The 22,511-nt window shown below is 71.0% G+C and carries 22 protein-coding genes; 5 read left to right on the plus strand and 17 right to left on the minus strand.

All coding sequences use genetic code 11. The annotated features are described in order from the left end of the window. Window positions 1–24: 24 nt before the first annotated feature. Both ACM26Y_RS00780 and ACM26Y_RS00785 read left to right on the plus strand, forming a co-directional pair. Window positions 25–3,213, plus strand: coding sequence for a carboxyl transferase domain-containing protein (locus ACM26Y_RS00780; RefSeq protein ID WP_416062399.1), 3,189 nt, complete (start codon window positions 25–27; stop codon window positions 3,211–3,213). Between the two features lie 44 nt (window positions 3,214–3,257). Then, window positions 3,258–3,896: a UdgX family uracil-DNA binding protein gene (locus ACM26Y_RS00785; protein WP_003939375.1), complete on the plus strand. Its 639-nt coding sequence runs from the start codon at window positions 3,258–3,260 to the stop codon at window positions 3,894–3,896. 55 nt (window positions 3,897–3,951) lie between these two features. On the opposite strand, the gene ACM26Y_RS00790 is transcribed toward ACM26Y_RS00785, so the two are convergent. From ACM26Y_RS00790 to ACM26Y_RS00800, 3 genes are read right to left on the minus strand one after another with little or no spacing between them, the layout of a single operon-like run. Beyond that, entirely contained in the window at window positions 3,952–5,319 is a 1,368-nt protein-coding gene (locus ACM26Y_RS00790) for an MFS transporter (RefSeq protein WP_416062400.1), read from the minus strand. Next, window positions 5,316–6,239 carry an NAD-dependent epimerase/dehydratase family protein gene (locus tag ACM26Y_RS00795; protein ID WP_003939377.1) on the minus strand — a complete coding sequence of 308 codons (924 nt, stop codon included), beginning with the start codon at window positions 6,237–6,239 and terminating at the stop codon, window positions 5,316–5,318. Before ACM26Y_RS00795 ends, ACM26Y_RS00790 begins: the two co-directional genes overlap by 4 nt. A 46-nt stretch (window positions 6,240–6,285) precedes the next feature. Further along, window positions 6,286–7,098 carry an SDR family NAD(P)-dependent oxidoreductase gene (locus tag ACM26Y_RS00800; protein WP_416062401.1) on the minus strand — a complete coding sequence of 271 codons (813 nt, stop codon included), beginning with the start codon at window positions 7,096–7,098 and terminating at the stop codon, window positions 6,286–6,288. Between the two features lie 143 nt (window positions 7,099–7,241). Between ACM26Y_RS00800 and ACM26Y_RS00805 the strand changes: the two genes are divergently transcribed. Further along, the gene (locus ACM26Y_RS00805; protein ID WP_416062402.1) at window positions 7,242–8,003 is read left to right on the plus strand and encodes an IclR family transcriptional regulator; all 762 of its coding nucleotides are present in this window, start codon (window positions 7,242–7,244) and stop codon (window positions 8,001–8,003) included. A gap of 365 nt (window positions 8,004–8,368) precedes the next feature. Here the strand turns inward: ACM26Y_RS00805 and ACM26Y_RS00810 are convergent, their stop codons facing one another. Both ACM26Y_RS00810 and ACM26Y_RS00815 read right to left on the minus strand, forming a co-directional pair. After that, entirely contained in the window at window positions 8,369–10,066 is a 1,698-nt protein-coding gene (locus ACM26Y_RS00810) for an alpha/beta hydrolase (protein WP_416062403.1), read from the minus strand. After that, window positions 10,060–10,200 (minus strand): hypothetical protein, encoded by a 141-nt coding sequence (locus ACM26Y_RS00815; protein ID WP_416062404.1) that lies wholly within the window; start codon window positions 10,198–10,200, stop codon window positions 10,060–10,062. Before ACM26Y_RS00815 ends, ACM26Y_RS00810 begins: the two co-directional genes overlap by 7 nt. Before the next feature lie 293 nt (window positions 10,201–10,493). Between ACM26Y_RS00815 and ACM26Y_RS00820 the strand changes: the two genes are divergently transcribed. Further along, on the plus strand, window positions 10,494–11,231 hold the full coding sequence (locus ACM26Y_RS00820; RefSeq protein WP_416062405.1) for a DUF998 domain-containing protein: 738 nt from the start codon (window positions 10,494–10,496) through the stop codon (window positions 11,229–11,231). On the opposite strand, the gene ACM26Y_RS00825 is transcribed toward ACM26Y_RS00820, so the two are convergent. The 5 genes from ACM26Y_RS00825 to ACM26Y_RS00845 all read right to left on the minus strand — a co-directional run bounded on the left by ACM26Y_RS00825 (window position 11,184) and on the right by ACM26Y_RS00845 (window position 14,811). Further along, entirely contained in the window at window positions 11,184–11,912 is a 729-nt protein-coding gene (locus ACM26Y_RS00825; protein ID WP_416062406.1) for an ABC transporter substrate-binding protein, read from the minus strand. The genes ACM26Y_RS00820 and ACM26Y_RS00825 overlap by 48 nt on opposite strands. 156 nt (window positions 11,913–12,068) lie before the next feature. Beyond that, complete coding sequence (locus ACM26Y_RS00830; protein WP_289379172.1) at window positions 12,069–13,016, minus strand: CopD family protein; 948 nt, start codon at window positions 13,014–13,016, stop codon at window positions 12,069–12,071. 16 nt (window positions 13,017–13,032) lie between these two features. Next, complete coding sequence (locus ACM26Y_RS00835) at window positions 13,033–13,608, minus strand: copper resistance protein CopC (protein ID WP_289379173.1); 576 nt, start codon at window positions 13,606–13,608, stop codon at window positions 13,033–13,035. Window positions 13,609–13,639: 31 nt separating this feature from the next. Then, the gene (locus tag ACM26Y_RS00840) at window positions 13,640–14,125 is read right to left on the minus strand and encodes a hypothetical protein (protein WP_416062407.1); all 486 of its coding nucleotides are present in this window, start codon (window positions 14,123–14,125) and stop codon (window positions 13,640–13,642) included. A gap of 11 nt (window positions 14,126–14,136) precedes the next feature. After that, window positions 14,137–14,811: a DUF6474 family protein gene (locus ACM26Y_RS00845; RefSeq protein ID WP_289379175.1), complete on the minus strand. Its 675-nt coding sequence runs from the start codon at window positions 14,809–14,811 to the stop codon at window positions 14,137–14,139. 106 nt (window positions 14,812–14,917) lie between these two features. Here ACM26Y_RS00845 and ACM26Y_RS00850 point away from each other — a divergent pair, with 106 nt between their 5' ends. Beyond that, a complete protein-coding gene (locus tag ACM26Y_RS00850) occupies window positions 14,918–16,510 on the plus strand; it encodes a TM0106 family RecB-like putative nuclease (protein ID WP_416062408.1) in 1,593 nt (530 codons plus the stop codon). 25 nt (window positions 16,511–16,535) lie between these two features. Here the strand turns inward: ACM26Y_RS00850 and ACM26Y_RS00855 are convergent, their stop codons facing one another. The 7 genes from ACM26Y_RS00855 to ACM26Y_RS00885 form a co-directional block, all read right to left on the minus strand. Continuing rightward, window positions 16,536–17,351, minus strand: a complete 816-nt coding sequence (locus tag ACM26Y_RS00855; protein WP_416063755.1) for an alpha/beta hydrolase — start codon at window positions 17,349–17,351, stop codon at window positions 16,536–16,538. Window positions 17,352–17,416: 65 nt separating this feature from the next. Continuing rightward, window positions 17,417–18,184, minus strand: a complete 768-nt coding sequence (locus ACM26Y_RS00860) for an SDR family NAD(P)-dependent oxidoreductase (protein ID WP_003939392.1) — start codon at window positions 18,182–18,184, stop codon at window positions 17,417–17,419. A 182-nt stretch (window positions 18,185–18,366) separates the two neighbouring features. Beyond that, a complete protein-coding gene (locus ACM26Y_RS00865) occupies window positions 18,367–19,587 on the minus strand; it encodes an MFS transporter (RefSeq protein ID WP_416062409.1) in 1,221 nt (406 codons plus the stop codon). Next, window positions 19,584–20,003 carry a MarR family winged helix-turn-helix transcriptional regulator gene (locus ACM26Y_RS00870; RefSeq protein ID WP_416063756.1) on the minus strand — a complete coding sequence of 140 codons (420 nt, stop codon included), beginning with the start codon at window positions 20,001–20,003 and terminating at the stop codon, window positions 19,584–19,586. Before ACM26Y_RS00870 ends, ACM26Y_RS00865 begins: the two co-directional genes overlap by 4 nt. A gap of 124 nt (window positions 20,004–20,127) precedes the next feature. Continuing rightward, complete coding sequence (locus ACM26Y_RS00875) at window positions 20,128–20,832, minus strand: TMEM165/GDT1 family protein (protein WP_371384166.1); 705 nt, start codon at window positions 20,830–20,832, stop codon at window positions 20,128–20,130. A gap of 254 nt (window positions 20,833–21,086) precedes the next feature. After that, window positions 21,087–21,614 carry a hypothetical protein gene (locus tag ACM26Y_RS00880; RefSeq protein WP_003939396.1) on the minus strand — a complete coding sequence of 176 codons (528 nt, stop codon included), beginning with the start codon at window positions 21,612–21,614 and terminating at the stop codon, window positions 21,087–21,089. Window positions 21,615–21,793: 179 nt separating this feature from the next. Further along, window positions 21,794–22,417, minus strand: a complete 624-nt coding sequence (locus tag ACM26Y_RS00885; protein WP_003939397.1) for a superoxide dismutase — start codon at window positions 22,415–22,417, stop codon at window positions 21,794–21,796. Window positions 22,418–22,511 lie beyond the last annotated feature (94 nt).

Consider the following 22,511-nt stretch of genomic DNA (forward strand, 5'->3'; position numbering starts at 1 on the left):
GGCCCCCGACCGACAGGACCACCCATGCTGCTCGTAGCCAACCGCGGCGAGATCGCGCTGCGCGTCGTCCGCTCCGCCACCGAACTCGGCATCGACACCGTTGCCGTGTATGCCGAGGACGACGCCGACAGCCCCCACGTCGCCGCCGCCACCCGCGCCGTCGCGCTGACCGGTGCCGGGCCCGCCGCCTACCTCGACGGTCAGGCCCTGTTGCGCGCGGCCACCGAGACCGGCTGCACCCTCGTCCACCCCGGATACGGATTCCTCAGCGAGAACGCCGAATTCGCCGACGCCTGCGCCGCGGCCGGGGTGACGTTCGTCGGACCCGACCCGCAGGTGCTGCGGATCTTCGGCGACAAGGCCGCCGCCCGCCGCGCCGCCGTCGCCGCCCGGGTGCCCGTGCTGCCCGCCACCGACGGGGGCGTCACCGTCGACGCGGCCCGCGACTTCCTCGCCGCCCACCCCGGCGGCATCGTCCTCAAGGCGCTCGCCGGTGGCGGTGGCCGCGGCATGCGGGTGGTGCGCGACGCCGCGACCCTCGACGACGCCTTCCGGGCGTGTACCACGGAGGCGGAACACGGCTTCGGCAACGGCGCGCTGTTCGCCGAGGCGCTGTGTGACCGCGCCCGGCACATCGAGGTGCAGATCGTCGCCGCGGCCGACGACGCGGGCGGAGTGCGCGCCCTCGCGCTCGGCGACCGGGACTGCAGCGTGCAGCGGCGCCACCAGAAACTGGTGGAAGTCGCTCCCGCGCAACGGCTCGACGCGACCGTGCGACGCACGCTGCACGAGGCCGCGGCCCGGCTGTGCGCGTCGGTAGGGTACCGCGGCCTCGCCACCGTCGAGTTCCTCGTCGCCGGCGATCAGACGGTGTTCCTCGAGGTGAACCCGCGAATTCAGGTGGAGCACACGGTGACCGAGGAGGTCACCGGCATCGACCTCGTCGCGACGCAGGTGGCGATCGCCCGCGGCGCCCGGTTCGGCGAACTCGGCTTGCCCGGCGGCATCACCGCCGACGGCGCCGGGGTGCGTGGTGAGCCCGCCGCCGCACAGGGGATCGCCGTCCAGGCCCGCGTCAACACCGAGACCATGCGGCCGGACGGGCGGGCCGTACCCGCGTCCGGCACGCTCACCGCGTTCACCCCGCCGACCGGGCCGGGCGTCCGCGTCGACACCTACGGCCGTCCCGGGCTGACGACCAGCCCGCGCTACGACTCGTTGCTGGCCAAGGTGATCACCCACACCCGCATCGACGACTTCGCCGCGGCGCTGCGCAAGACGGACGCGGCCCTCGGGGACCTGCTCGTCGCCGGGGTCGCCACCAACACCGAGTTCCTGCAGAACATCCTGCGCGACAAAGACTTCGCCGCCTGCGACGTGCACACGTCGTGGCTGGACGAGCGGATCGCCGACCTCGCCGTCGCCGGCCCCGACGACGCACCGGCCGTCGCGCCGGAACTGCACGCCGGGGAGGAGGCGGTGCGTGCCGACATGGTCGGCACCGTCGTCGAGACCGCCGCCGACGGCGACGCGCTCACCGCGGGCGCTCCCGTCGTCGTGCTCGAGGCGATGAAGATGCAGCACGTGGTGTCCGCCTCCGGACCCGCCACCGTGGTGCGTCTGCTGGTGCGGCCCGGACAGACCGTGCAACCGGGGGAGGTGCTGGCCGTGGTGCGCGCCGAGTCCGGCGCAGCGGCCGTCGGTGACGACGGTGAGCGCGACCTCGACACCGTGCGCGACGACCTCGCCGAGATCCGCGACCGGCACGAACGCACCCTCGACGCCGCCCGCCCCGACGCGGTGGCCAAGCGGCACCGGACCGGGCGCCGCACGGCGCGGGAGAACATCGCCGAACTCGTCGACGACGGCACCTTCGTCGAATACGGGCCGCTCGTGCTCGCCGCGCAGCGCAGCCGCCGCAGCGAGGAGGACCTGATCGCCAACACCCCCGCCGACGGCCTCGTCGGCGGCCTCGCCCGCATCGACGGCGCCGAATCGGTGGTGCTCTCCTACGACTACACCGTCCTCGCCGGTACGCAGGGCATGCGCAACCACGCCAAGACCGACCGGCTGCTCGAACTCGCCGCCCGGCGCGAGGTACCGCTCGTGCTGTTCGCCGAGGGCGGCGGCGGGCGTCCCGGCGACGTCGACGCCGGACCCGGACAGGGTCTGGAACTGTCGACCTTCCGGGCGATGGCCGCCCTGCGCGGACACGTCCCGACGATCGCGGTGGTCTCCGGTCGGTGCTTCGCCGGCAACGCTGCCCTCGCCGGCGTGTGCGACGTGCTGATCGCCACCCCCGAGGCCAACATCGGCATGGGCGGTCCCGCGATGATCGAGGGCGGCGGTCTCGGCGTCTTCCGACCCGAGGACATCGGCCCGGTCGACGTGCAGCGCCGCAACGGCGTCGTACACCTCGCCGCGCGCGACGAGGCACACGCCGTCGAGCTGGCCCGGCAGTACCTCGGGTACTTCACCACCGCGACCGACGGCTGGCAGGCCCCGGATCCGCGGCTCGCGCGGCACGTGGTTCCGGAGAACCGGTTGCGCGCCTACGACGTGCGCGCCGCGATCGACGCGATCGCCGACGTCGGCTCCGTGCTCGAACTGCGCGGCGACTACGGCGTCGGCATCGTCACCGCCCTGGTCCGCGTCGAGGGCGCGGCGTACGGGGTGCTCGCCAACAGCAGCCACCACCTCGGCGGCGCGATCGACGCCGAGGCCGCAGACAAGGCCGCCGACTTCCTCGAACTGTGCCAGGCGCACCGCGTGCCCGTCGTGAGCCTGTGCGACACACCGGGATTCATGGTCGGACCCGAGTCGGAGAAGGAGGCCACGGTGCGCCGGTTCGGTCGGCTGTTCGTCGCCGGCGCGCGCCTGACCGTCCCGTTCGGCACGATCATCCTGCGCAAGGGCTACGGCCTCGGCGCCATGGCGATGGCCGGCGGGTCCTTCCACGCCCCCGAGTTCACCGTGGCGTGGCCCACCGGCGAGATCGGCGGCATGGGACTCGAGGGTGCGGTGCGGCTCGGCTTCCGCAAGGAACTCGAGGCCGCCCCCGACCCGGCCGCGCGTGACGAACTGTTCGCGCAGCTCGTCGCCGCCGCCTACCAGCACGGCAAGGCGCTGCAGGCCGCGACGATCTTCGAGCTCGACGACGTCATCGATCCGGCCGACACCCGGGCCTGGGTGTCGCGGCTGCGCATGTCCTGAGCGAGGGCGGGTACCCGTCCGGCACCGACGTGAAGGAGGTGGCGGTGAGCAGGCAACCGGGAGCCGGGGAGTTCGTGCCGGAAACGACCGACCTGGCCGAGCTGGCTGCCGCGGCGAGCGGCTGCCGCGGATGCGATCTGTACCGGAACGCCGAACGCACCGTGTTCGGCGCCGGCCCGGCCACGGCCCGGCTCGTGCTCGTCGGCGAACAGCCCGGCGATCAGGAGGACCGGGCGGGGGAGCCGTTCGTCGGCCCCGCCGGGCGGCTGCTCGACCGGGCCCTCGAGGAGGCGGGCATCGATCGCGGCGAGGTGTACGTGACCAACGCGGTCAAGCACTTCAAGTTCGAGCGGGCCGCCGCGGGCGGGCGTCGCATCCACAAGAAACCGGCACGCGGCGAGGTCGTCGCGTGCCGGCCTTGGCTGGTCGCCGAGCTGCAGGCGGTGCGACCCGAGGTGCTCGTGTGCCTCGGCGCCACCGCGGCCCAGTCGCTGCTCGGGCCGTCGTTCCGGGTGACCGCACATCGCGGGGAGATCCTGCACCCGGATGCGGAGATCCCGTCGGATCCGGCCGTCGTCGCCACGATCCACCCCTCGGCGATTCTGCGCGGACCGAGCGAGCAGCGGGAGGAGGCGCTCGCCGGGTTGGTCGCGGATCTGCGGGTGGCCGCCGGGGCGCTGTAACGGGCGTCCTCCAGGACCACTTCGTGATCTACCTCCTTCTCGAGCTGTCGATTCGTCAGACCGAGTTCTCGGACCCGGCGCCGACAGCGTCCTCTCTCGTAGAAGCGTCGACGTTTCCACGCTCACCTGCATCAGAGTCCGCTCCGAGCGCTACCCCGCGCGTTTCGGCGGTCAGAGCAATGGCGACGATCGAGATCCCGGCGGTCGCGGCAATGATCAGGCTCAACGGCCAACTGCCCCCACCGAGCGCTGCGAGCAGGGCGCTGGCGATCAGAGGTGTGAAGCCGGCACCGATCAGGCTTGCGCCCTGGTAGCCCAGCGATGCTCCCGTGTACCGCACGGTGGCGCCGAACATCTCCGACAGCAGCGGCACCAGCGGAGCGAACATGATGTTCTGGATGACCTGTCCGATGACCAGGCCGACGACCAGCAACACCACCGAGCCGGAGTCCACGAGCATGTACAACGGAAACGCGTAGAGCACTGCCGCGACGGCGCCGGTGAGCACGATCGGTCGGCGCCCGACTCGATCGGACAACGCTGACGACAGTGGGATGACAACCAGGGAGACCACCGACAACAGCACCAGCACCTGCATGACGGTGGATCGCTCGTAACCGATCCCGGTCGTGTAGGAGATGATGTGCGAGGTGATCAGCGCCGTCAGCGCGAACGGCGCGATACCGGCACCGCAGGCGAGCAGTACGGGGCGCGGCGTCCTCAGCACGCGCGCCAACGGTATGCGGTCGGCACTAGTGGCGGCAGCCTTCTTGACTGCCTGCTCGAAGATGGGACTCTCGGTGAGCTGCGAGCGAATGTAGAGACCGACCACCACCAGCAGTGCGCTGAACAGGAACGGCACGCGCCAGCCCCAAGTCTCCAGGCTTTCGTCGGGTAGCAGACTGACGGTCGCCACCGCGACGGTTGCCATGAGAAAGCCGATGGGCGAGCCCAGGTTCATCACGCCGGCCCACTTGCCGCGGTTGTCGGCATCAGCGTGCTCGACGACCATCAAGGCCGCGCCGCCCCATTCGCCGCCGATGGCAATCCCCTGCGCGAACCGCAGTACGACGAGCAGTATCGGGGCTGCCACACCGATGGTCGCGTAACCGGGCAGCAGCCCGATGAGGAAGCTCGCGCTACCCATCAGGGCCATAGTCACGAACAGGATGTATTTGCGGCCCACGCGGTCACCGAAGTGGCCGAAGATGAGCCCGCCCAGTGGCCGCGCAACGTAACCCACGGCCAGGGTCCCGAACGCGGCGATCGTCGACACTGCCGGGTTCTCTCCGGGAAAGAACACCTCCCCGAACACCAGGGCGGCCATTGTGCTGTACAGCAGGAAGTCGTAGTACTCCAGAACCGTTCCGAACAGGGCCGAGAGTGCGACCTTCCGAATGTGCTTGTCGGTGCCGGTGCTCATGCGACGCTCCGTTCGTACTCGCGGACCGTGTTCACCAGGGCGTGGATCGCGCGGGTGCAGTCGCCTCGGGGGTAACCGAGCACACGCAGCGTCTCGGCGCTGGGCTCATAGGAGAGGGTGTTCCCGCGTCCCTGCATGATCGCCGCATCCGGCAAGAGCGGGTGCGGCTCGTCACGTTCGACGATCGTGCGCCCACCCCCGGCCGCGTCGACGAGACGTTGGAAGAACTCGCGGTACCGAAGGTTCTCGTCACCGACCAGGTATGCAGCACCGGGCTCGGCGTTGCGCAACGCTCCAGCGATGGCATGCGCCAACGACTCGGCAGACATGTAGTTCGTGCCGCCCGGCGGGGCGAAGTCCGGGATCTGCGGCTCGTTGCCCGCCGCCCACGAGACGAAACGGCGGTACCGCTCCGATGAAGGCCCCGGCACGGCCCCGATGATCGACGGCGGGTTCAGCGTGCACGCGACAAACGAATCGTCCGCGAGTGCCCGGGTCTGTTCGTCAGCTTCCTTACGCGCGGCGACGTACGGATTGCCGTCGGCGAATCGCTCATCGAGTTGGTGGTAGTAACTGCCTACCTGCACGAAGTGGCGAACTCCCGCCTCTTTGGCGAGAGCAGCGAAGCGAGGCACGCCAGCACTTTGGGTGTCACGCCAGAAACGTTCGTCGTCGCTTTCCCGCGGCTTGTGCCGCACATCCTGTCCTGCGGCGAACACGATGCCGTCGAACACCGACAACTGCTCCGCGGTGAAAGTGGGGACCGTATAGTCGCCGGCCGAGACTGGAAGGCCGGCCACCGGCGAAGCGCTCGGTACCGGGCCGCGCGCTGCGACGGTGACGTCGTCTCCCAGCTGCTGGAGAAGAGTCGCGGTGGTGGCGCCGATCATGCCGGTGCCGCCGACAACAAGGATCTTCATTACTGGACGTCCTTCGGGAAGGTGGGCGGGTCAGGGTCGGGTGTGGTCAGGGGTTGCGGGGGCGATTGGTCCACCCGGATCCGCGCGGCACCCAGCCGCCGGCCGCGTGAGTGCCGCCGTCGACGTGAATGGTTCCGCCGGTGACGAATCGCGCCAGGTCACTGGCCAGGAACAAGACGGCTCCGGCGACGTCCTCGGGCTGTCCGGGGCCACCGAGTGGCGACCAGTTCGGCCACAACGGCACGTCGTCGAGCGGAACAAGAGTGGCGTACGGGACCTGCACCGTTTCGATGAGATCAGGCGCGACGGCGTTCACCCGGACCCCCGACGGGCCGACCTCTGCGGCCAACGACCGGGTGAACTGCGTGAGCGCAGCCTTGTACGCCGAGTACACGGACTGCCCGGGGATGGCCCGGTGCGATTCGACTGTCGTCAGGTTGATGATCGAGCCGCCGCCGCGCTCCACCAGTCCCGGCAGCAGCGTCTGGGTCAGGCGCAGGACGTGCGCGAAATTGATCTCGTGCAGCTCGTCCCACAGCGAGGCAGCGTTGTCTGTGAACGGTTGCTGCGCGTGGAGGAAGTGTCCGACGTTGTTGACGATGATGGACGGCCGGTGATCGACGACTTCCGCAGGGCACGGCGAGGTGCGCACGTCCCAGTCGAGGGTGGTGACGGCACCACCGGCGGCGGCGTCGAAGACAGGAGGAGGTGCCGGTGTGCTGTCCACCACGAGGACGTGGGCGCCGTGTGAGGCGAATGCTGCGGTGATCGCGGCGCCGATCCCCGCCGCCCCGCCGGTGACGACAGCGCGCCGGCCCGCCAGTAACGCTGTTGGTGTAAACCGCTGTGCTCCGGTCATGTCCCGATTACAGGCCCGCCGACCGCATTGTCCTAGCCGTTGTTCCAGTGAATGGAAGAACCGGTGAGGTGGGACATGCGGACTGTTACTACTTGACGGGCGGCACTACCGACCGACCCAGCGATGGTGTGTAAGGACACAGAATGAGCTCGAGAAACCCGGAGGAACAGGACCCAGGACAACCGCCGACCGGAGTCCTGCGGCGTGCGGCACGGATCCTCGATGTCTTCGCGGCCAAGGCCGGCACGTCCCCGGCGGGGCTGACCCTGACGCAGGTAGTTGTGGCCACCGGTCTGCCGCAGGCGTCGGTGCACCGGGCGCTGGAGCAGCTGGTAGCGCTGGATTGGCTCCGCCGCGAGGGCATGGAGTATCGGCTGGGGATGCGTATGGTCGAACTGGGTTCGGCGGCGGTCGACGCCGACGCTCTCCGCCTGGCGGCCCTGCCCAGCCTGCGATGGCTTCACCAGCAGACCGGTTGCATCGTCCAGCTCGGGGTTCTCGACGGCGACGACGTGGTCTACCTGGAACGAATCGGCGGTGAATCCCTTCCCGCGATCAAGACGCGGGCAGGCAGCAGGACGCCGGCACGACAATCCACGATCGGCACGGCTCTGCTTGCGCTCGAATCGGCACCCTCCGTCGTCGACCTCGCGATCGTGCGTGTGCGTGAATCCCGCATCGCCTACAAGCGCGACGGCTGTCTGGAAGGATTCGCCTGCCTCGCGGCTCCCATCGGCCCGCAGGGGTACAGTCGCCCCGCCGCCATCTCGGTGTTCGGGTCGGCGCGGCGGGTCGACAACGAGCAACAGGTCCGCATACCGCTGCAGAGCGCTGCCGCCGCCATCTGGCAACGACTCAACGCGCCGGCAACGCCCCACCCTATGGCGGAGAAAGTACGGGCCTGAACCACATTTCGTGCCACGAGAGGGTCGCGTCGGGACAACTCACGAAGGCCGACGATCGCCGAGGCGCCGGGTAACCCGCAACTGGAAGTTCCAGATCCTCTGCTTGAAAAATCTGGACGATCGAAGTCTCGTGTCACATTGCGATGCAGCACTTTTCATGGGATTTCGGATCGATCGACTGGGGCGGTCCCGGCCCTGAACGAGCCTGAACGTGTGTTCGCGCGCGACATGGGCACCGGCGTCAGGGCATCGCGTTCGCCCCGCCGCGAGTTCCACGAGCACACAGGGACTTTTCGGTGATTCTTGTCGAGCATGGCCGGGACCGTGCCCATTCCGTCGTAGGGAGTTCGACCGGGAAGGGATGTTCAGCTGGGTGAGGTATCGCCGCCGAGCGCGTCGACCACCCGCTGGGTGACCGCGTCGTTCCAGCCCTCGGGGGCCAGGATGTCTGCCCACAACTCGGCGGCCTCGGGACCGTAGGCGTGCCCGAACCCGGACGGCACGTCCGCGGAGAACACCATGTCCAGCGTGACCTGCCAGAACGTGACGAACGGCAGCCAGCGCATGCCGGGGTCCACATCCGGGCCGAGCGGTTCGCGCAGCCAGTCCGGCCGCTGCAGCAGCAGCCGGAACGACCACCAGGTGATCGGATCGCTCGCGTGCTGCCAGAACACCACGCGGGGGAACTCCCACGGCCCCGGCAGGTCCGCATCGTCGGGGCGGGACGCGAACCGGATGTTGCGGCCGTCGTCCACCACGGGCAGCCGCTCGAGGGAGCCGGGGTCGCGGTCGGCGGTGATCCGGCCCCACGGTTGCGCGAAGTTCGGGGTGCCCACCAGCAGCGCCCCGTCGGTGCGCGCCACGATGTCCTGACCCGACGCGAACGCGGCCTGCCCGCCGTACGAGCCGAGGCTCTCGCCGAACACCACCAGCTTCGGACGCTGCCCCTCGGGCCGGGCCGACCACTGCCGGTACACCGCCTCGAACAGGGCCCGCCCGGCCTGCTGCGGGGTCTCGCGGTCGGCGACGAACGACAGCGCGCTGGGCAGGAACGAGTACTGCATGGCGGCGATCGCCGAGTCCCCGCCGTTGACGTACTCGAAGGCCCCCGCGACGTTCGCGTTCACCCACCCGCGGCCGGTGGTGGTCACCACCGCCAGCACGCGGCGGTCGAAGGCGTTCGTGCGTTCGAGTTCGGCGACGACCCGCTCGGCGATGCCCTCGACGGAGTCCGCGGATTCGCGGCCGGCGTACACGCGGATCGGGGTGCGCGCGGGCGCGCCGGTGACGGCTTCGATCTGCTCGGCGGTCGGGCCGCCCGCGACGAAGGTGCGGCCCTCCCGGCCGAGGCTGTCCCACGGCTCGTTCGACGCCGGCGACCCGGACCGTTCCGTCAGCTGAGGCTGGGTGACACCCTCGGCGGTGCCGGTGTCGGCGACCGCCGCCGACCGCTCCGCGACGCCGAGCAGGACCCGGTCGACGGCGCCGTCGAGCACGAACACGGCCAGCACCACGACGACGAGCACCGCCGCCACGCGGGCGACGGGCCCGGGCACGAACCGGCCGGCGAAGCGGGTCAACCGGGCGGTGCCCCGGCGCACCGCCCGGGCCGCCGTGAGCAGCAACAGCGCGACGGCCAGCGCGATCAGCAGCACCAGCAGGTAGAAGGAACGCTGAACCCGCGGCACGCCCACCAGATCGCGGACGATCTGCTGCCACCACGACCCGAGCACCAGGAAGGTCGGCACCAGCACCAGCGCCGCGCCGGCGAGCACCCACCAGCCGATCCGCCGGGCCCGCTCGGACCAGTGCGGATCGACACCGCAGCGCCGGACCACCCAGGCGATCAGACAACCCACCCCGTAGCCGATGGCGACGCTGATCCCCGTCGCCACCCCCTGCAGGTACCACACGCGCGGCAGCAGCGACGGCGTCATCGACCCCACGAAGAACACCAGCGCCAGACCCAGCCCGACCGGGTGGAACCGGCGCCCGTAGCCCCGCAGCCGAGCGCGCGGCGTGCCCGTCTGCTCGTGCTCGAGTTCGGCCGCGGCGGTCAGCACAGGGCCTCGGCTACGTCGGACGTGGAGCGATCACGGAACGGGTCCGTCGGCATCTGGAACAGGATCAGCAGGTACGCGAGGAACGCGAAGACGATGGGGTTGTGCAACAACGGGTCCCACAACGAATCCAGCATCACACACGCCCCTCAGGTTCGGAGGTGTCCGGATGCGGCCGGAACGGACACCCGGACGCAAACAGGTACACCATCTTCGCCGGGCACCGGGACACGGCGACGCACAATGTACGGCGCTGACGCCGAGTTCACCACCCGGACGGTCGCGCTCGGCGTGATCGAGCCCAGGCAGACCCACGTCGCCGATCTCCGGAATCGGGGACGAAGGTCTCTGGCGCCGCCTCCCCGGCCGGATCATGCTGGACCCATCGGGCGCCCGCACCGCCGAGTCGGCGTCCGGGGGGAGGTCGACGGTGTCCACTCCTGGTCCGTACACATCCCAGCTTCGGCGCGACGGTCCGCGGCGTCCGGACACGACGTCGACGGTGCTGCTCGCCTGCGGGATCGTGTCGTCGCTGCTGTATGTGGGAGCGCACGAGGTAGTCGCGGCCGCCCTCTACGACGGCTACGACCGCTTCGATCAGGCGATCAGCGAGCTGACGTCGGTCGGCGCACCGACGCGGGCACCCCTGACCGTCGTGGGATTCGTGTACGACGCACTGATCGTCGCCTTCGGAATCGGCGTGTGGCGCACGGGCCGTGGAGTCCGCACCCTGCGCATCGCGGGAGTTCTCCTGGTGGCCTACGCATTCGTGGGACCACTGTGGCTACCGTTCCCGATGACCGGACGCGAGAACATCGAGGCCGGGGCCGCGATGCCGCTCGCCGACACGATGCACCTGGTGCTCAGCGCGGTGACGGTGTCGCTGTGGTGCGCGCTCATCGGGTTCGCGGCCGCTGCCTTCGGCACCTGGTTCCGGGTCTACTCCGCCGTCACGGTCGCGACGATCCTGGTATTCGGCGCATGGACGGGCCGGTACGTCCCGGCCGTCGCCGCCGCCGAACCCACCCCCGGCATGGGCGCGGTCGAACGGGTGATGTTCGGTGCGTTCGTGCTGTGGATCGCGGTGCTGGCGATCGTCCTGCTCGTCGGCCGCCCGGCGTCATTTCGTGCCGAGCGACGTGCCGTCGTCCGGGGCGAGCCAGCGTGAGATCAGCGCATCGAGGGTGCCGTCCTGTGCGAGTGCACGTTGCGCATCCTCGAGTTCGCCACGCAGCACGTCGTCGCCGAGGCGCACCGCAAGCGCGATCTCCTCGCGGGTGATGCCGTACTCGACGACGTCGACGTGGGGGCGGTCGCGCGTGAGCCACCTCAGCACGGGACCGAGTTTCATGAAGGCGTCGCAGCCGCCGGTCGACAACTCGTCCAGGGCACGGTCGATCTCGTGGTACGCATACACCCGGATTCCGCCGATACGGCCTTCGGCGAGAAGGCGTTTCACCACCGGCTCACTGGTGTTGCCCTGCTGCACCCCGACGGTCAGGCCTGTCAGGTCTGCCACCCCTCGTACCGCGGGATGGCGGGCGGTGTCCACCGCCAGGGACTGCCCGGACCCGAAGTGCGGCGCGCAGAACGCGGCCCGCTCCCGGCGCGACCCGGTGACAGTGGTGCCGGAGGCCACGACGTCGAAGCGCCCCGAGGCCAGCTCGTCGAAGATCGTCTCGAAGTCGTCGCCCTCGTGCGGGACGAACTCCCAGCGCCGGCCGAGACGGCGGGCAAGCGCCCGGGTGAGATCGATGTCGAATCCGACGGGCCGGTCCCGCTCGTAGAACTCGAACGGTGGGTCGGGCATCGCCGATCCCACCCGAAGCGGGGAGGCCGGGGTGGTCATTGCGGACGGCCCGGGTGAGGCCGGACCCGTGTCGTCACATCGGTTTCGGACATCGGCAACGGTCCCGTCGGTTGTGTCTGTCCGTTCCGTCGCACACTTGTCGGCACCCACTCATTGTGCGCGGCCGCCCGCCCGCAATCCAGATTCGCGAGCGGTTCAGGCGCTGGTGGCCAGCGCCGCTGCGAGCCCGAACGCGACGGACGTCGCGGCGACCTCGAGCACCGCGTTGCGCAGCGACACCTCTGCGGTGACCCGGTGCGCGGCCGCGGCCGGCACCCACGTCCGTCGCCACCACCACGCCAGCGTCAGCAGCGCCAGCAGGGTCAGGGCCTTGGCCAGCACGATGCGGCCGTAACCGGTGTCGATCAGGGCCGTGACCGAGCCGAGCCGAACGGCAGCGTCGACGACGCCCGTCGCGGCGAGCACGACGACGCATCGCGCCGCGAGCACCGAGTAGCGGGGGAGCAGCCGGGCCCACGCGCCGCGGGACCGGACCGTCAGCGCCAGCGCGACGAGGGTGCCGAACCACAGCGCCGCAGCGAGCGCGTGCGCGGCGTCGAGCGGCGATCCGAGGATCTGCTGCGACATGTGCCCGGTGACCGGCCGGGCGATGAGCGCCAGCGCCGCGGCGACGAGGACCGGCACCGTCGACCACGTCGCCGACCGGCGATACGCGAGTGCCGCGACGACGGTGCACGTCAGCACGCACACCAGCGCGGCCACCCCGATCCGGCCGGTGCCCGCGCTGCCGAGATACTCCGCGAAACGCGACAGCCCGAGCCGGGACACCGGGACGTTCGTCGTGTCCGCGGCCTGTTGCACGAGTTGCACGAGCTCCGTCAGGACCCAGATCCCGCCGAGCCCGGCGATCGCGCGCCAGAGGTCGGCCGGGGCGACTGGGGGCCGCCGCTCGTCGCGCACCATGACGCCGAGCGTGGCCAGGCCGAGCACCGTCGCGCCCAGGCACAGCGACAGCGCCCGGACCCAGCTCGACGCGGCCGGGTCCGCCAGCAGCCAGCCGGCGACGACGCCCGCGGTGGCGCCGACGCCGGCGGTGAGCAGCCACGCGCGGTGCGCGGCGGTGCCGGTGCCGCTCGTCGTCAACGCTCGGCCACCGGCGTCAGGCCTTCTTCGGCTTGCGCAGCACGAACCACAGCACGCCGGCGAGGACGACGACGCCCACGACGACAAAGATCCACACGGCCGGGCCGCTGTCCTCGTCGCTGTCGGACGCGGGCGCCGCGGCACCGGCGGCGGCCGCCGCACCGGGGGCGCCCGGGCCGTCCTGCGTGAGGGTGAAGACCTGGGTGCCGGTGACGGGATGCCCGTCCGCGGAGGTCACACGGTAGGCGATGGTGTACTCGCCGGCCGGTCCGAGATCACCGACCGCCACGGACACCGTCGCGTCCTCGACGAGGGGATCGCCCTTGGACCACAGGTTGCCGTCCGGGCCGACGACGGTCAGGGCGGCGAAGGATTCCTGCAGGGCTTCGTTGAAGGTCAGGCTCACGCGCTCGGGGCCCTCGGCGATCTGCTCGCCCGGTGCGGGCGTGCTGGCGATGACGACCGAGTGTGCGGCGGCCGGCCCGGCAGCGAACAGCAACGCTGCCGCGATCGCGCCGAGGAGCCCGGCGAGCCGGGCGAGAACGAGTGGGGTCTGTCGCCGGCGTGCGGCGACCGTGTTCGGGATGTTCATGGACTTCTCTCTCCGGTGGGGTGGGTCGCGGTCATGCCGCGACCGGTGGCCCCCGCCGTGAGATGCCCGGTGCCGCCCGGGCCGCCGCGATCGGCCGCACCGTAGCGGGCGGCAGCAACGTCCGAACCACCTCGACGCGAGGGGGCACGGTGAGCCACGCGGCCCGCACTGCCCGGGTCAGCGGCCCGCACAGGCGTTGCGCCGCCTCGAGCAGGGCCGCACACGCGACGGCTGCGACGGTGTGCGCGGCGAGCATCGGCACCGACGTGTGCAGATGACCCGTCGTCACCGCGGCCAGTACGAGGTGGGTCGCCACCTGCCCGCCCGCGAGCAGCACGATGGTGGGCACCGCGCGCAGGTGGGCCGCGACGAGCCCGATCCCGGCTGCGACGGCGACGAGCAGCGTCACCTCGGCATCGCCGGGCACGCCGCCGCCCGCACTGCCGTGGGCGGCGACCGCCAGGGCGGCGGTCAGCGCTCCCGCGGCGGTGCCGCGCAGGGTCGAGCCGGGTACCACGGTGGTCGTCGCTAGCGCACGCCGAGCCGGGCCAGCAGGTCGGCTTCGATGCCGTCCAGTTCCCGCGAGATGCCGGTGTGTGCGGCCTTGCGGCGCGGCGCCGGCATCTGTTCGGCCGCGTGCACCGCCGCCGTCAGGTCGCTGAGCCGGCCACGGATGGCGTCGGCGAACTTCTGGGTTTCGGCGTCCTTGGGGTGGCGCTCGAGGATCTCGGCGAGCGACTTCTCGGCCCCGGCGATGCGGGCGCTCAGGTGCGCGCCGTGTCCGGTGTACTCGCCGAGCTGGTCGACTGCGACGCCCATGCGCTGGGCGCGCGCGGCGTCGAGCTGGCCGCGCAGCGCGGTCACCCCCTGGTACACCAGCGGCACGAGGACCGGTGCGAGCAGTCGCACGACGGCGAGGTAGCGCCGGACCTTCGCCGCGGTGAAGCCCTTCTGCGCGGCGGCCTTCTCCTGAGCCTTGAGCGTGGCGATCTGCTGCTTCTCGACCCGGGACTGCGAGGCGATCAGCGCCTTGTCGGCCTTGACCTGCGCCTTGGCCGCCTTGATCTCGGCCTTCGCCAGGCGGCTGTCGCGCCTGCGCTGGTTCTTCGCGTTGAGTTTGGCCTCGAGCTTCGCCTTGTGCTTGAGAGCCTTCGCCTCCGCCTTGCGGGTGGCGCGGCGCTTCCGCCTGCTGAACAACGCCATCGAACAGGACCCTCCATTCGGTGTACGGCACCCACGGCGCCACGATCAGCCTATCCGTGACGGTCGTTTCCGGTTGACCCTAGGTGGGCGAATACTGTTCTTCAGTGTGAACGTATCCAGCGAGAGGCGGACCTCGCCGGTCCTGATCGAGGCGAGCGCGCTGACCCGGTGCCGGCACCGTGTCCATCTGGACGCGGCTTTTCCGGACGAGTTGAGCGCGGCCCCGGAACACCCGGGAGCCAAGCAGCGGCAGGAGGCGGCGGCCACTCACCGCGAGGCCGTGCGGCAGCGGCTGTTCGACGCCCACCCCGGTGAGTGGGTGTCGATCGACCCCGAGGGACCGGCGTCGCGGCGCGCCGAAGCCACCCTCGATGCGTGCCGTCGCGGCGCGAACCGGATCTGGGGCGCGGTCCTGCCGGCGGAACCCGACACCGGTCGGCGCGGCCGGGCCGAAATCCTGCTGCGCGACGTCGAACGCGGCGGCTACATCCCGGTGATTGTGGTCAATCACAAGGTGACGGACCCGGGTCGCGGTGCGACGACCTCCGGGCTGTTCGTGTGGGAGCCGATGGTCGACGAGACCCGCAAGGTGCGCGGGCAGGTGCGCGACCAGATGCGGGTCGCCCACCTGTACCGGATGCTCGAGCGTCACGGGCTGGCCAGCCCCGCGCAGGTCGGGGGCGCCATCGGCTACGGCGGCGACTGCATCCTCGTGCACGACCTCGGCGCGATTCTCGAGGACTACGACACGCGGCTGGCCGACCGGCTCGCGATCGCCCGGGGCGAGACCCCGACGGAACCGTCGCAGATCGGGGAGTGCAAGACCTGCCCGTGGTGGCCACGGTGCCGCGAGCAACTGAGCGCGACGCACGACGTGTCCCTGGTGGCGCCGGGGCAACGCGCGACGGTGCTGCGCGAGCTGGGTGTGCACACGATCGACGAGCTGGCCCGCTGGGAGGGGGACCCGCCCGAGGTCTGGCCGCAGGGCTCGTTCGAGGACACCGTCGTGGTGGCCAAGGCGTGGCTGGTGGGTGCGCCGCTGGTGCGACGGCACGACCACGTGCACGTGCGACGGGCGGACATCGAGATCGACATCGACATGGAGAGCTACCATGAGCACGGCGCGTACCTGTGGGGCACGCTGCTCAACGTCGACGGGATCTCCGCGTACCGGGCGTTCGTCAGTTGGGATCCGGTGCCGACCGACGACGAGGCCCGCTCGTTCGCGGAGTTCTGGACGTGGCTGTCCGCGGAGCGGGCCGCCGCCGCGGCGAGCGGGAAAACCTTTGCAGCCTATTGCTATTCCCGTACCGCGGAGGACAAGTGGCTGCTCGGCTCGGCCCGTCGGTTCGCCGGCTTCCCGGGGGTGCCGACCGAGGCCGAGGTGCGCGAGTTCATCGACTCGCCGCAGTGGGTGGACATCTACCAGGTCGTCACCGATCAGTTCGTGTGCCCGAACGGCAAGGGGCTCAAGAAGATCGCGCCGATCGCGGGTCACCGCTGGCGCGACGAGGAGGCCGGCGGCGAGGCGTCGATGAGCTGGTACCGCGAGGCCGTCGGCTACGACGGGGATCCGGACCCGCAGCAGCGACGCCGGCTGCTCGAGTACAACGAGGACGACGTGATCGCCACGAAGGTGCTCCGCGAGTGGATGAGCGAGCGTGCGGTGCACGAGATCCCGCACATCTCGGACCTGTAGGTCACTGCCGCGGTGCGGCGCCAGGTCACTGCTGCGGGGGAGGCACCGCCTCGGCGAGCCGGATCAGGGCGTCGACCACCGGCGGGCCGAACATCACGGGATCGTTGTGCTCGGCGCCCGGCAGGGCCACCTTCTCGACGAGCCGACGGGCGGCGGCGGCCACGGTTTCGCTCTGCCCGGGCGGGACGATCGTGTCCGCGGTCCCGTACACGACGGTGATGGGCACGTCGAGTCGCGCGACGGTCTCGGCGACCGGGAAGCGGTCCCACATGAGCGCGGTGGGCAGCAGCGGGTAGTGGTGCCGGCCGACGGTGGGCAGATCGACGAACGGTGAACGCAGCAGCATGCCGGCGGGTGGATGCTCGGCGGCGAGGCCGGTCACCACCCCGGTGCCCAGGCTCTCCCCGAGGTAGAGCAGCCGGTCCGGAGGGACGTTCTCGCGCTCGAGGAGGTACTGCCGGGCGGCGCGCACGTCGCGGGCGAGGCCGTTCTCGCTCGGGCGGCCGGGGTTGCCGCCGTAGCCGCGGTAGTCGAAGAGCAGAGTGTCGAAACCCGCCTGGGCGAGTGCCGTCGCCAGCGGAGCGCGGTCGAGGCGGTTGCCGCCGTTGCCCGAGGCGAGCAGCACCGTGAAGCCGCGCTCGGCGTTGCCGGCCGGGACGAACCAGGCGCCGAGTTCGAGCCCGTCGGAGGTCGTCAGCCGCACGTCGCGGGCTCCGGGGATCAGCGACTGCGCCGGCGGGGGCGGGGACCGGTCGGGCAGGTAGATCAGCCTGCGCTGCCCGAACCACAGCACCGAGGCGAGCACCGCGACGACCGCGACCACGAGCCATACCAGGCGCATGAGTTGCATGGTGTGTCCTTCGGGCGGCCCTGGCAACCCGAAGGACACACCGGCGGCGGAGCCGCCTACCGCGGCGCCATGCGCAGCGCGCCGTCCATGCGGATGGTCTCGCCGTTGAGGTAGTCGTGCTCGGCGATCATCTGCACCAGCTGGGCGTACTCGGCCGGCTGGGCGAGGCGGGACGGGAAGGGCACGCCCGCCTCGAGGCCCTTGCGGTACTCCTCGGTGACGCCGGCGAGCATCGGGGTGTCGACGATGCCGGGGGCGATGGTGTTGACCCGGATGCCGTACTGGGCCAGGTCGCGGGCCGCGGGGACGGTCATGCCGTGGACGCCGCCCTTGGAGGCCGAGTACGCGATCTGGCCGATCTGGCCCTCGAACGCGGCGACGGAGGCGGTGTTGACGATGACGCCGCGCTGGCCGTACTCGTCGACGGGCTCGGTCTTGGACATCGCGTCGGCCGCCAGGCGCAGCACGTTGAACGTGCCGAGCAGGTTGACGGTGATGACGGTGCGGAACAGCTCGAGGTCGTGCGGGCCGTTCTTCGACAGCACCCGGCCGGCCCAGCCGACGCCGGCGCAGTTGACGACGATGCGCAGCGGCACGCCCGAGGCGACGATCTGGTCGACGGCGGCCTGCACGTCCTCGGCGCTGGTGACGTCGGTGGCGATGAGGGTGACGCCGGCGGGCGCCTTGTCGCCGACGCGTTCGATGGACTGTGCGAGGTCGAGACCGAAGACGGTCGCGCCGGCGTCGGCGAGACGCTGGGCGGTGGCTGCGCCGAGACCGGACGCCGCGCCGGTGACCAGTGCGGCGGTTCCCTGAATTTCCACTGCCGTGCTCCTTTCGTGGCGCCACCGTTCGGCGTGCGCCTTGTCGACGGTGGCACCTTAGCGCGCGCTAGCTCCGCTCGGTGCGCGGCGGCGGGCCGCATGCCGTCCTCTGGGGAGGGCGCGGACGTGGTTGCCGGTGCCGGTGGAGCCGCTCGACACTCGCCGGCGCGCAGAGCCGGAACCTACCGCCGGTCGCCACGTCCGAGGCGCGTCGCGCCGATTCCGGCGGCGACGAGGCACGCCGCGGCGCCGAGCAGCAGCCCGGCCCGCCCGCCCCACTGCTCGCTGACCCACCCCGCGATCGGGCCGCCGACGGCGGTGGAGCCGAGGAAGGCCACGGCGAACAGCGCCATCACCCGCCCGCGCATGCCGGGGGCCGCGGCGAGCTGCAGGGAACTGTTGGTGGTGGCGGTGAACGCGACGCTGAGGACGCCGGCCAGCACCATCGCGGCGAGCATGAGCTCGAGGGTGGGCGCCGCCGCCGCCGCGAGCAGCACCACGCCGAACACTGCGGAGGTGACCACGACAGCGGTCGTGCCGGTGCGACCCCAGGTGGCGACGGCGAGACCGCCGACGACGGCACCCGCACCCATCGCGGCGGTGAGGAAGCCGTAGGTCTCGGCGCCGGCGTCGAAGGTCTGTCGGGCGAGGACGGGCAGCACCACCTGGAACTCGTACGCCAGGCAGCCCACCAGTGCCATCATCAGCAACGGAACCGCGAGGGCCGGGGTCTGCCGCACGTGGGCGAAGCCTTCGCGGAGCTGCCCGCGGGCACGGGCGGCCGGTGGCGACGGGCGCAGTAGGGACAGGTCCAGGCCGGCGAGCGAGGCGACGACGGCGACGAAGCTGAGCGCGTTGAGCAGGAAGCACACCCCGAGGCCGCCGACGGCGATGATCAGTCCCGCGACGGCCGGGCCGATCAGGCGCGCGACGGACGCCAGCACCGATTGCAGGCTCACGGCGTTGCGCAGGTCCTCCGGCCCGACGAGCTCGAGCATGAACGACTGGCGGGCGGGGTTCTCGAAGCACTGCTCGAGGCCGAGGACGACGGCGAGAACGTAGACGTGCCACAGTTGGACGGCGCCGGTGACGGTGAGCAGGCCCAGGACGAGGGCCTGCACGCCCATCGCGGACTGCAGGCCGATCATGAGCCGGCGCTTGTCGACGCGGTCGGCGACCACACCGCCGTAGGGGCCGAGCAGCAGCATCGGCACGGTCTGCAGGGCCAGGACGAGGCCGATGGCCGTGCCGGAACCGGTGAGTTCGAGCACCAGCCAGGACTGGGCGACCGTCTGCATCCACGTGCCGATCAGGGAGATCGCCTGTCCGCTGATGTAGCGACGGAAGTTGGCGCCGCGGAAGGCGGCGAAGGTCTGTCCGCGCAGGTCGGCGAGGACGGTCATCGGCGTTCCTCTGCGGAGCGACGGCACATCTGCTCGGCGAGCGCTTCCAGCGCCGGCAGGGCGTCGTGCAGGGCGTGGAGCCGATCGGGGGACAGTTCCACGAGGTGCTCGGTGAACACCGCGGTACGCATGCGACGCAGGTCGGCGAAGGTGCGGGCACCGGTGTCGGTGATGTGGGCGCGGACGACGCGCTTGTCGTCGGGATCGGGGGAGCGGGTGAGCAGCCCGGCGTCCTCGAGCTTGCCGAGCATCCGCGAGAGCATGGTGGGGTTGAGGCCCTCGATCTCGGCGAGTTCGCGCACGCCGACTGTCTCGCGGCGGGCGACGGTGGCGAGGATCGAGAACTGGGAGCGGGTGAGTCCACCCGCCCCGGTGGTGCGGCGGTCGACGCGGCGCGCGATGCGGCCGAGCGCCACGCGCAGGCGGTTGACGTCTTCTTCGTCGAAGCGATCGTGTGCGGTCGTGATGCCACCTCCATTTAGTTGCCTATCGGCAAGCATACTCCTGGGGGCGGCCGCGCAGGCGTCCGGAGCGCGCCCTCTACCGTTCGGCGGAGTCCGAGGGAACGGGGACCGGTCGAGCTTCGGCGCGGCGGCGCAGCAGGGCACGACCGGCCACGGCGGCGAGCGCGAGGGAGAACGTCGCACCGCCTGCGACGGGGCCGACGGGCGAGCCGGGGACCAGGCCCTCGCCGAGCATCCAGGCGCCGAACCCGAAGAACAGCGCCGCCGCCGCCAGCCGGATCGCGTTCTCCGGCAGGTGCCTGCCGAGGACGGCACCGAGGACGATGGCCAGGGCGTCGGCGGCCACCATGCCGACCGTCGAGCCGACCCACACGCCGGCCCAGTCGTTGTCCGCGGCCAGGGTGATGGTGGCGAGCATGGTCTTGTCGCCGAGTTCGGCGAGGAAGAAGGCCGACAGGACGGCCAGGAAGGCCGAGCGGGTGACGCGGGCGGCCTTACCCTGCTCGTCCTCGTCGAGGGAGTCGCCGCGCAGTGTCCACAGGCCGAAGAACAGGAAGGCCAGGCCGCCGACTACCGCCATGGCCGAGGTGGGGATCGCAAGACCCAGGTAGTGACCCACGGCGACGGAGACGAGGTGCACCGCGGTCGTGGCCGCGAGAATGCCGGACAGCACCACCCACCACCGGTAGCGAAGCGCGAACGTCATCGCCATGAGCTGCGACTTGTCGCCGAGCTCGGCCACGAACACCACGGCGAAACTCAGAACCAGGGCGGACCACATTCCGGGTTGCTCCTCCTCGTGTCGATGTGGAGGAGGTGGGGACCTTCCTCCGGCCGGGCGACGCGGATGCGTCACGGCCGAAGGTCTCGCCCACCGGTGCGGATTCCGGTTCGCCGGGCCGGGCTGAACGCCAGTATGTCGACCGGGCGATTGCGGGCTACTCCCCTTCGCTTAGGCAACCATAATTGGCACGGCGCGAAATCGCAAAGGCGCCAACAAGTTTGGTAACCCGAACTTTCGGCTGCGGGTACCGGTCAGGAGGCGAGCAGCATGGCCAGAACCGCGGTGTCGGGATCGCTGTTGGGGTCCACGCCAACCCGGCTGACCAGCGACGTCACCGTCCCGTCGGCCTCCGCCTCCACCCACGCGGCCCGGTGTTCGAGACCCAGGTGCGGCAGCCCCGGCAGCAGCACGCAGCCCGAGGCCGCCCCCGTGCACTCCGGCAGCGACGGCCGGGTCTCGGACGGCGGGTGGAGCACGATCAGGGCGGGCGGCTGATGCGCCGCGAACCGGCCCGGCTCCACCGCCTCGTCGCCGATCACCGGTCCCTCCGCGAGGACCAGGCCCACCGTGCCCGGCTCGGGGTCGTCCGGCAGCTCCTCGCGCACCCCGAACACCGTCGAGGTGGTCAGCAGGCCGGGCAGCGACGCCACCCGCACCGTCACCGCGAGCAACTGCGCCCACTCGCGCGTGCTCTCCGGCCACCGCCCCGACACCACGAATCCGCGCAGGGATCCTGCGGTGTGGAAGGCGGCGAGGCCGATCTGTTCGTTCCCGTTCATCCCGCTACCTCCTCGGTGTGACCACAGTCGATGACCGATACACGCCGTTGGGTAGGTGAAGAATGACCGTTTCGTCCGCTGGCACACAAGAGCCCCCGAGTGCCAGCTACGTCCGAAGCCCCTCGAACACGTGGAGGGGACGCCGGAATCCGGCGTCCCCTCCACGACGTGCGACGCGACTAGACCAGCAGACCGGAGGTCTGGGTGCGGGCGCGCTCGAAACGGGCCTGCACGTCGGCCCAGTTGACGATGTTCCAGAATGCCTTGACGTAGTCGGCCTTGACGTTCTGGTACTGCAGGTAGAAGGCGTGCTCCCACATGTCGAGCATGAGCAGCGGGGTCAGGCCGATCGGGATGTTGCCCTGCTGGTCGTACAGCTGGACGATGATCAGGCGCTGGCCGATGGAGTCCCAGGCCAGGATGGACCAGCCGGAGCCCTGGATCGAGTTGGCGTTCGCCGAGAAGTGGTCGCGGAAGGCGTCGAAGGAACCGAACGCGTCGTCGATCGCGGCACCGAGCTCACCGTCCGGCTTGTCGCCACCCTCCGGCGACAGGTTCTTCCAGAAGACGGAGTGGTTGGTGTGGCCGCCGAGGTGGAAGGCCAGGTCCTTCTCCAGCTTGGTGGCCTGCGCCGCCATCGTGCCGTTCTCCCGCGCCTCCGCCATCTTCTCGAGGGCGGTGTTGGCGCCGGCAACGTAGGTCGCGTGATGCTTGCTGTGGTGCAGCTCCATGATCTTCGCCGAGATGTGCGGCTCGAGCGCGGCGTAGTCGTAGGGCAGGTCCGGAAGTGTGTACTCAGCCACGAAGGGTCCCTTCTGTTCGGGCCCGGTGGGGCCCGTGCGTGATTTTCAAGTACTCCTGGGTTTCCACCCAAACCCATAAGTACACCCTCTGCAA

The sequence above is a fragment of the Rhodococcus indonesiensis genome (assembly GCF_047782815.1).
In the GTDB taxonomy this organism is placed as follows: domain Bacteria; phylum Actinomycetota; class Actinomycetes; order Mycobacteriales; family Mycobacteriaceae; genus Rhodococcus; species Rhodococcus indonesiensis.

Excerpts from the sequence above, each read along its gene's own strand:
- ACM26Y_RS00805 (WP_416062402.1), top strand. The coding sequence starts at position 7,242 with ATGAGCTCGAGAAACCCGGAGGAACAGGACCCAGGACAACCGCCGACC.
- ACM26Y_RS00880 (WP_003939396.1), bottom strand. The coding sequence starts at position 21,614 with ATGAACGGGAACGAACAGATCGGCCTCGCCGCCTTCCACACCGCAGGA.
- ACM26Y_RS00865 (WP_416062409.1), bottom strand. The coding sequence starts at position 19,587 with ATGACCGTCCTCGCCGACCTGCGCGGACAGACCTTCGCCGCCTTCCGC.
- ACM26Y_RS00845 (WP_289379175.1), bottom strand. The coding sequence starts at position 14,811 with ATGGCGTTGTTCAGCAGGCGGAAGCGCCGCGCCACCCGCAAGGCGGAG.
- ACM26Y_RS00875 (WP_371384166.1), bottom strand. The coding sequence starts at position 20,832 with ATGTGGTCCGCCCTGGTTCTGAGTTTCGCCGTGGTGTTCGTGGCCGAG.
- ACM26Y_RS00790 (WP_416062400.1), bottom strand. The coding sequence starts at position 5,319 with ATGAGCACCGGCACCGACAAGCACATTCGGAAGGTCGCACTCTCGGCC.
- ACM26Y_RS00795 (WP_003939377.1), bottom strand. The coding sequence starts at position 6,239 with ATGAAGATCCTTGTTGTCGGCGGCACCGGCATGATCGGCGCCACCACC.
- ACM26Y_RS00855 (WP_416063755.1), bottom strand. The coding sequence starts at position 17,351 with ATGCGCCTGGTATGGCTCGTGGTCGCGGTCGTCGCGGTGCTCGCCTCG.
- ACM26Y_RS00800 (WP_416062401.1), bottom strand. The coding sequence starts at position 7,098 with ATGACCGGAGCACAGCGGTTTACACCAACAGCGTTACTGGCGGGCCGG.
- ACM26Y_RS00780 (WP_416062399.1), top strand. The coding sequence starts at position 25 with ATGCTGCTCGTAGCCAACCGCGGCGAGATCGCGCTGCGCGTCGTCCGC.
- ACM26Y_RS00835 (WP_289379173.1), bottom strand. The coding sequence starts at position 13,608 with ATGAACATCCCGAACACGGTCGCCGCACGCCGGCGACAGACCCCACTC.
- ACM26Y_RS00825 (WP_416062406.1), bottom strand. The coding sequence starts at position 11,912 with ATGACCACCCCGGCCTCCCCGCTTCGGGTGGGATCGGCGATGCCCGAC.
- ACM26Y_RS00815 (WP_416062404.1), bottom strand. The coding sequence starts at position 10,200 with ATGCTGGATTCGTTGTGGGACCCGTTGTTGCACAACCCCATCGTCTTC.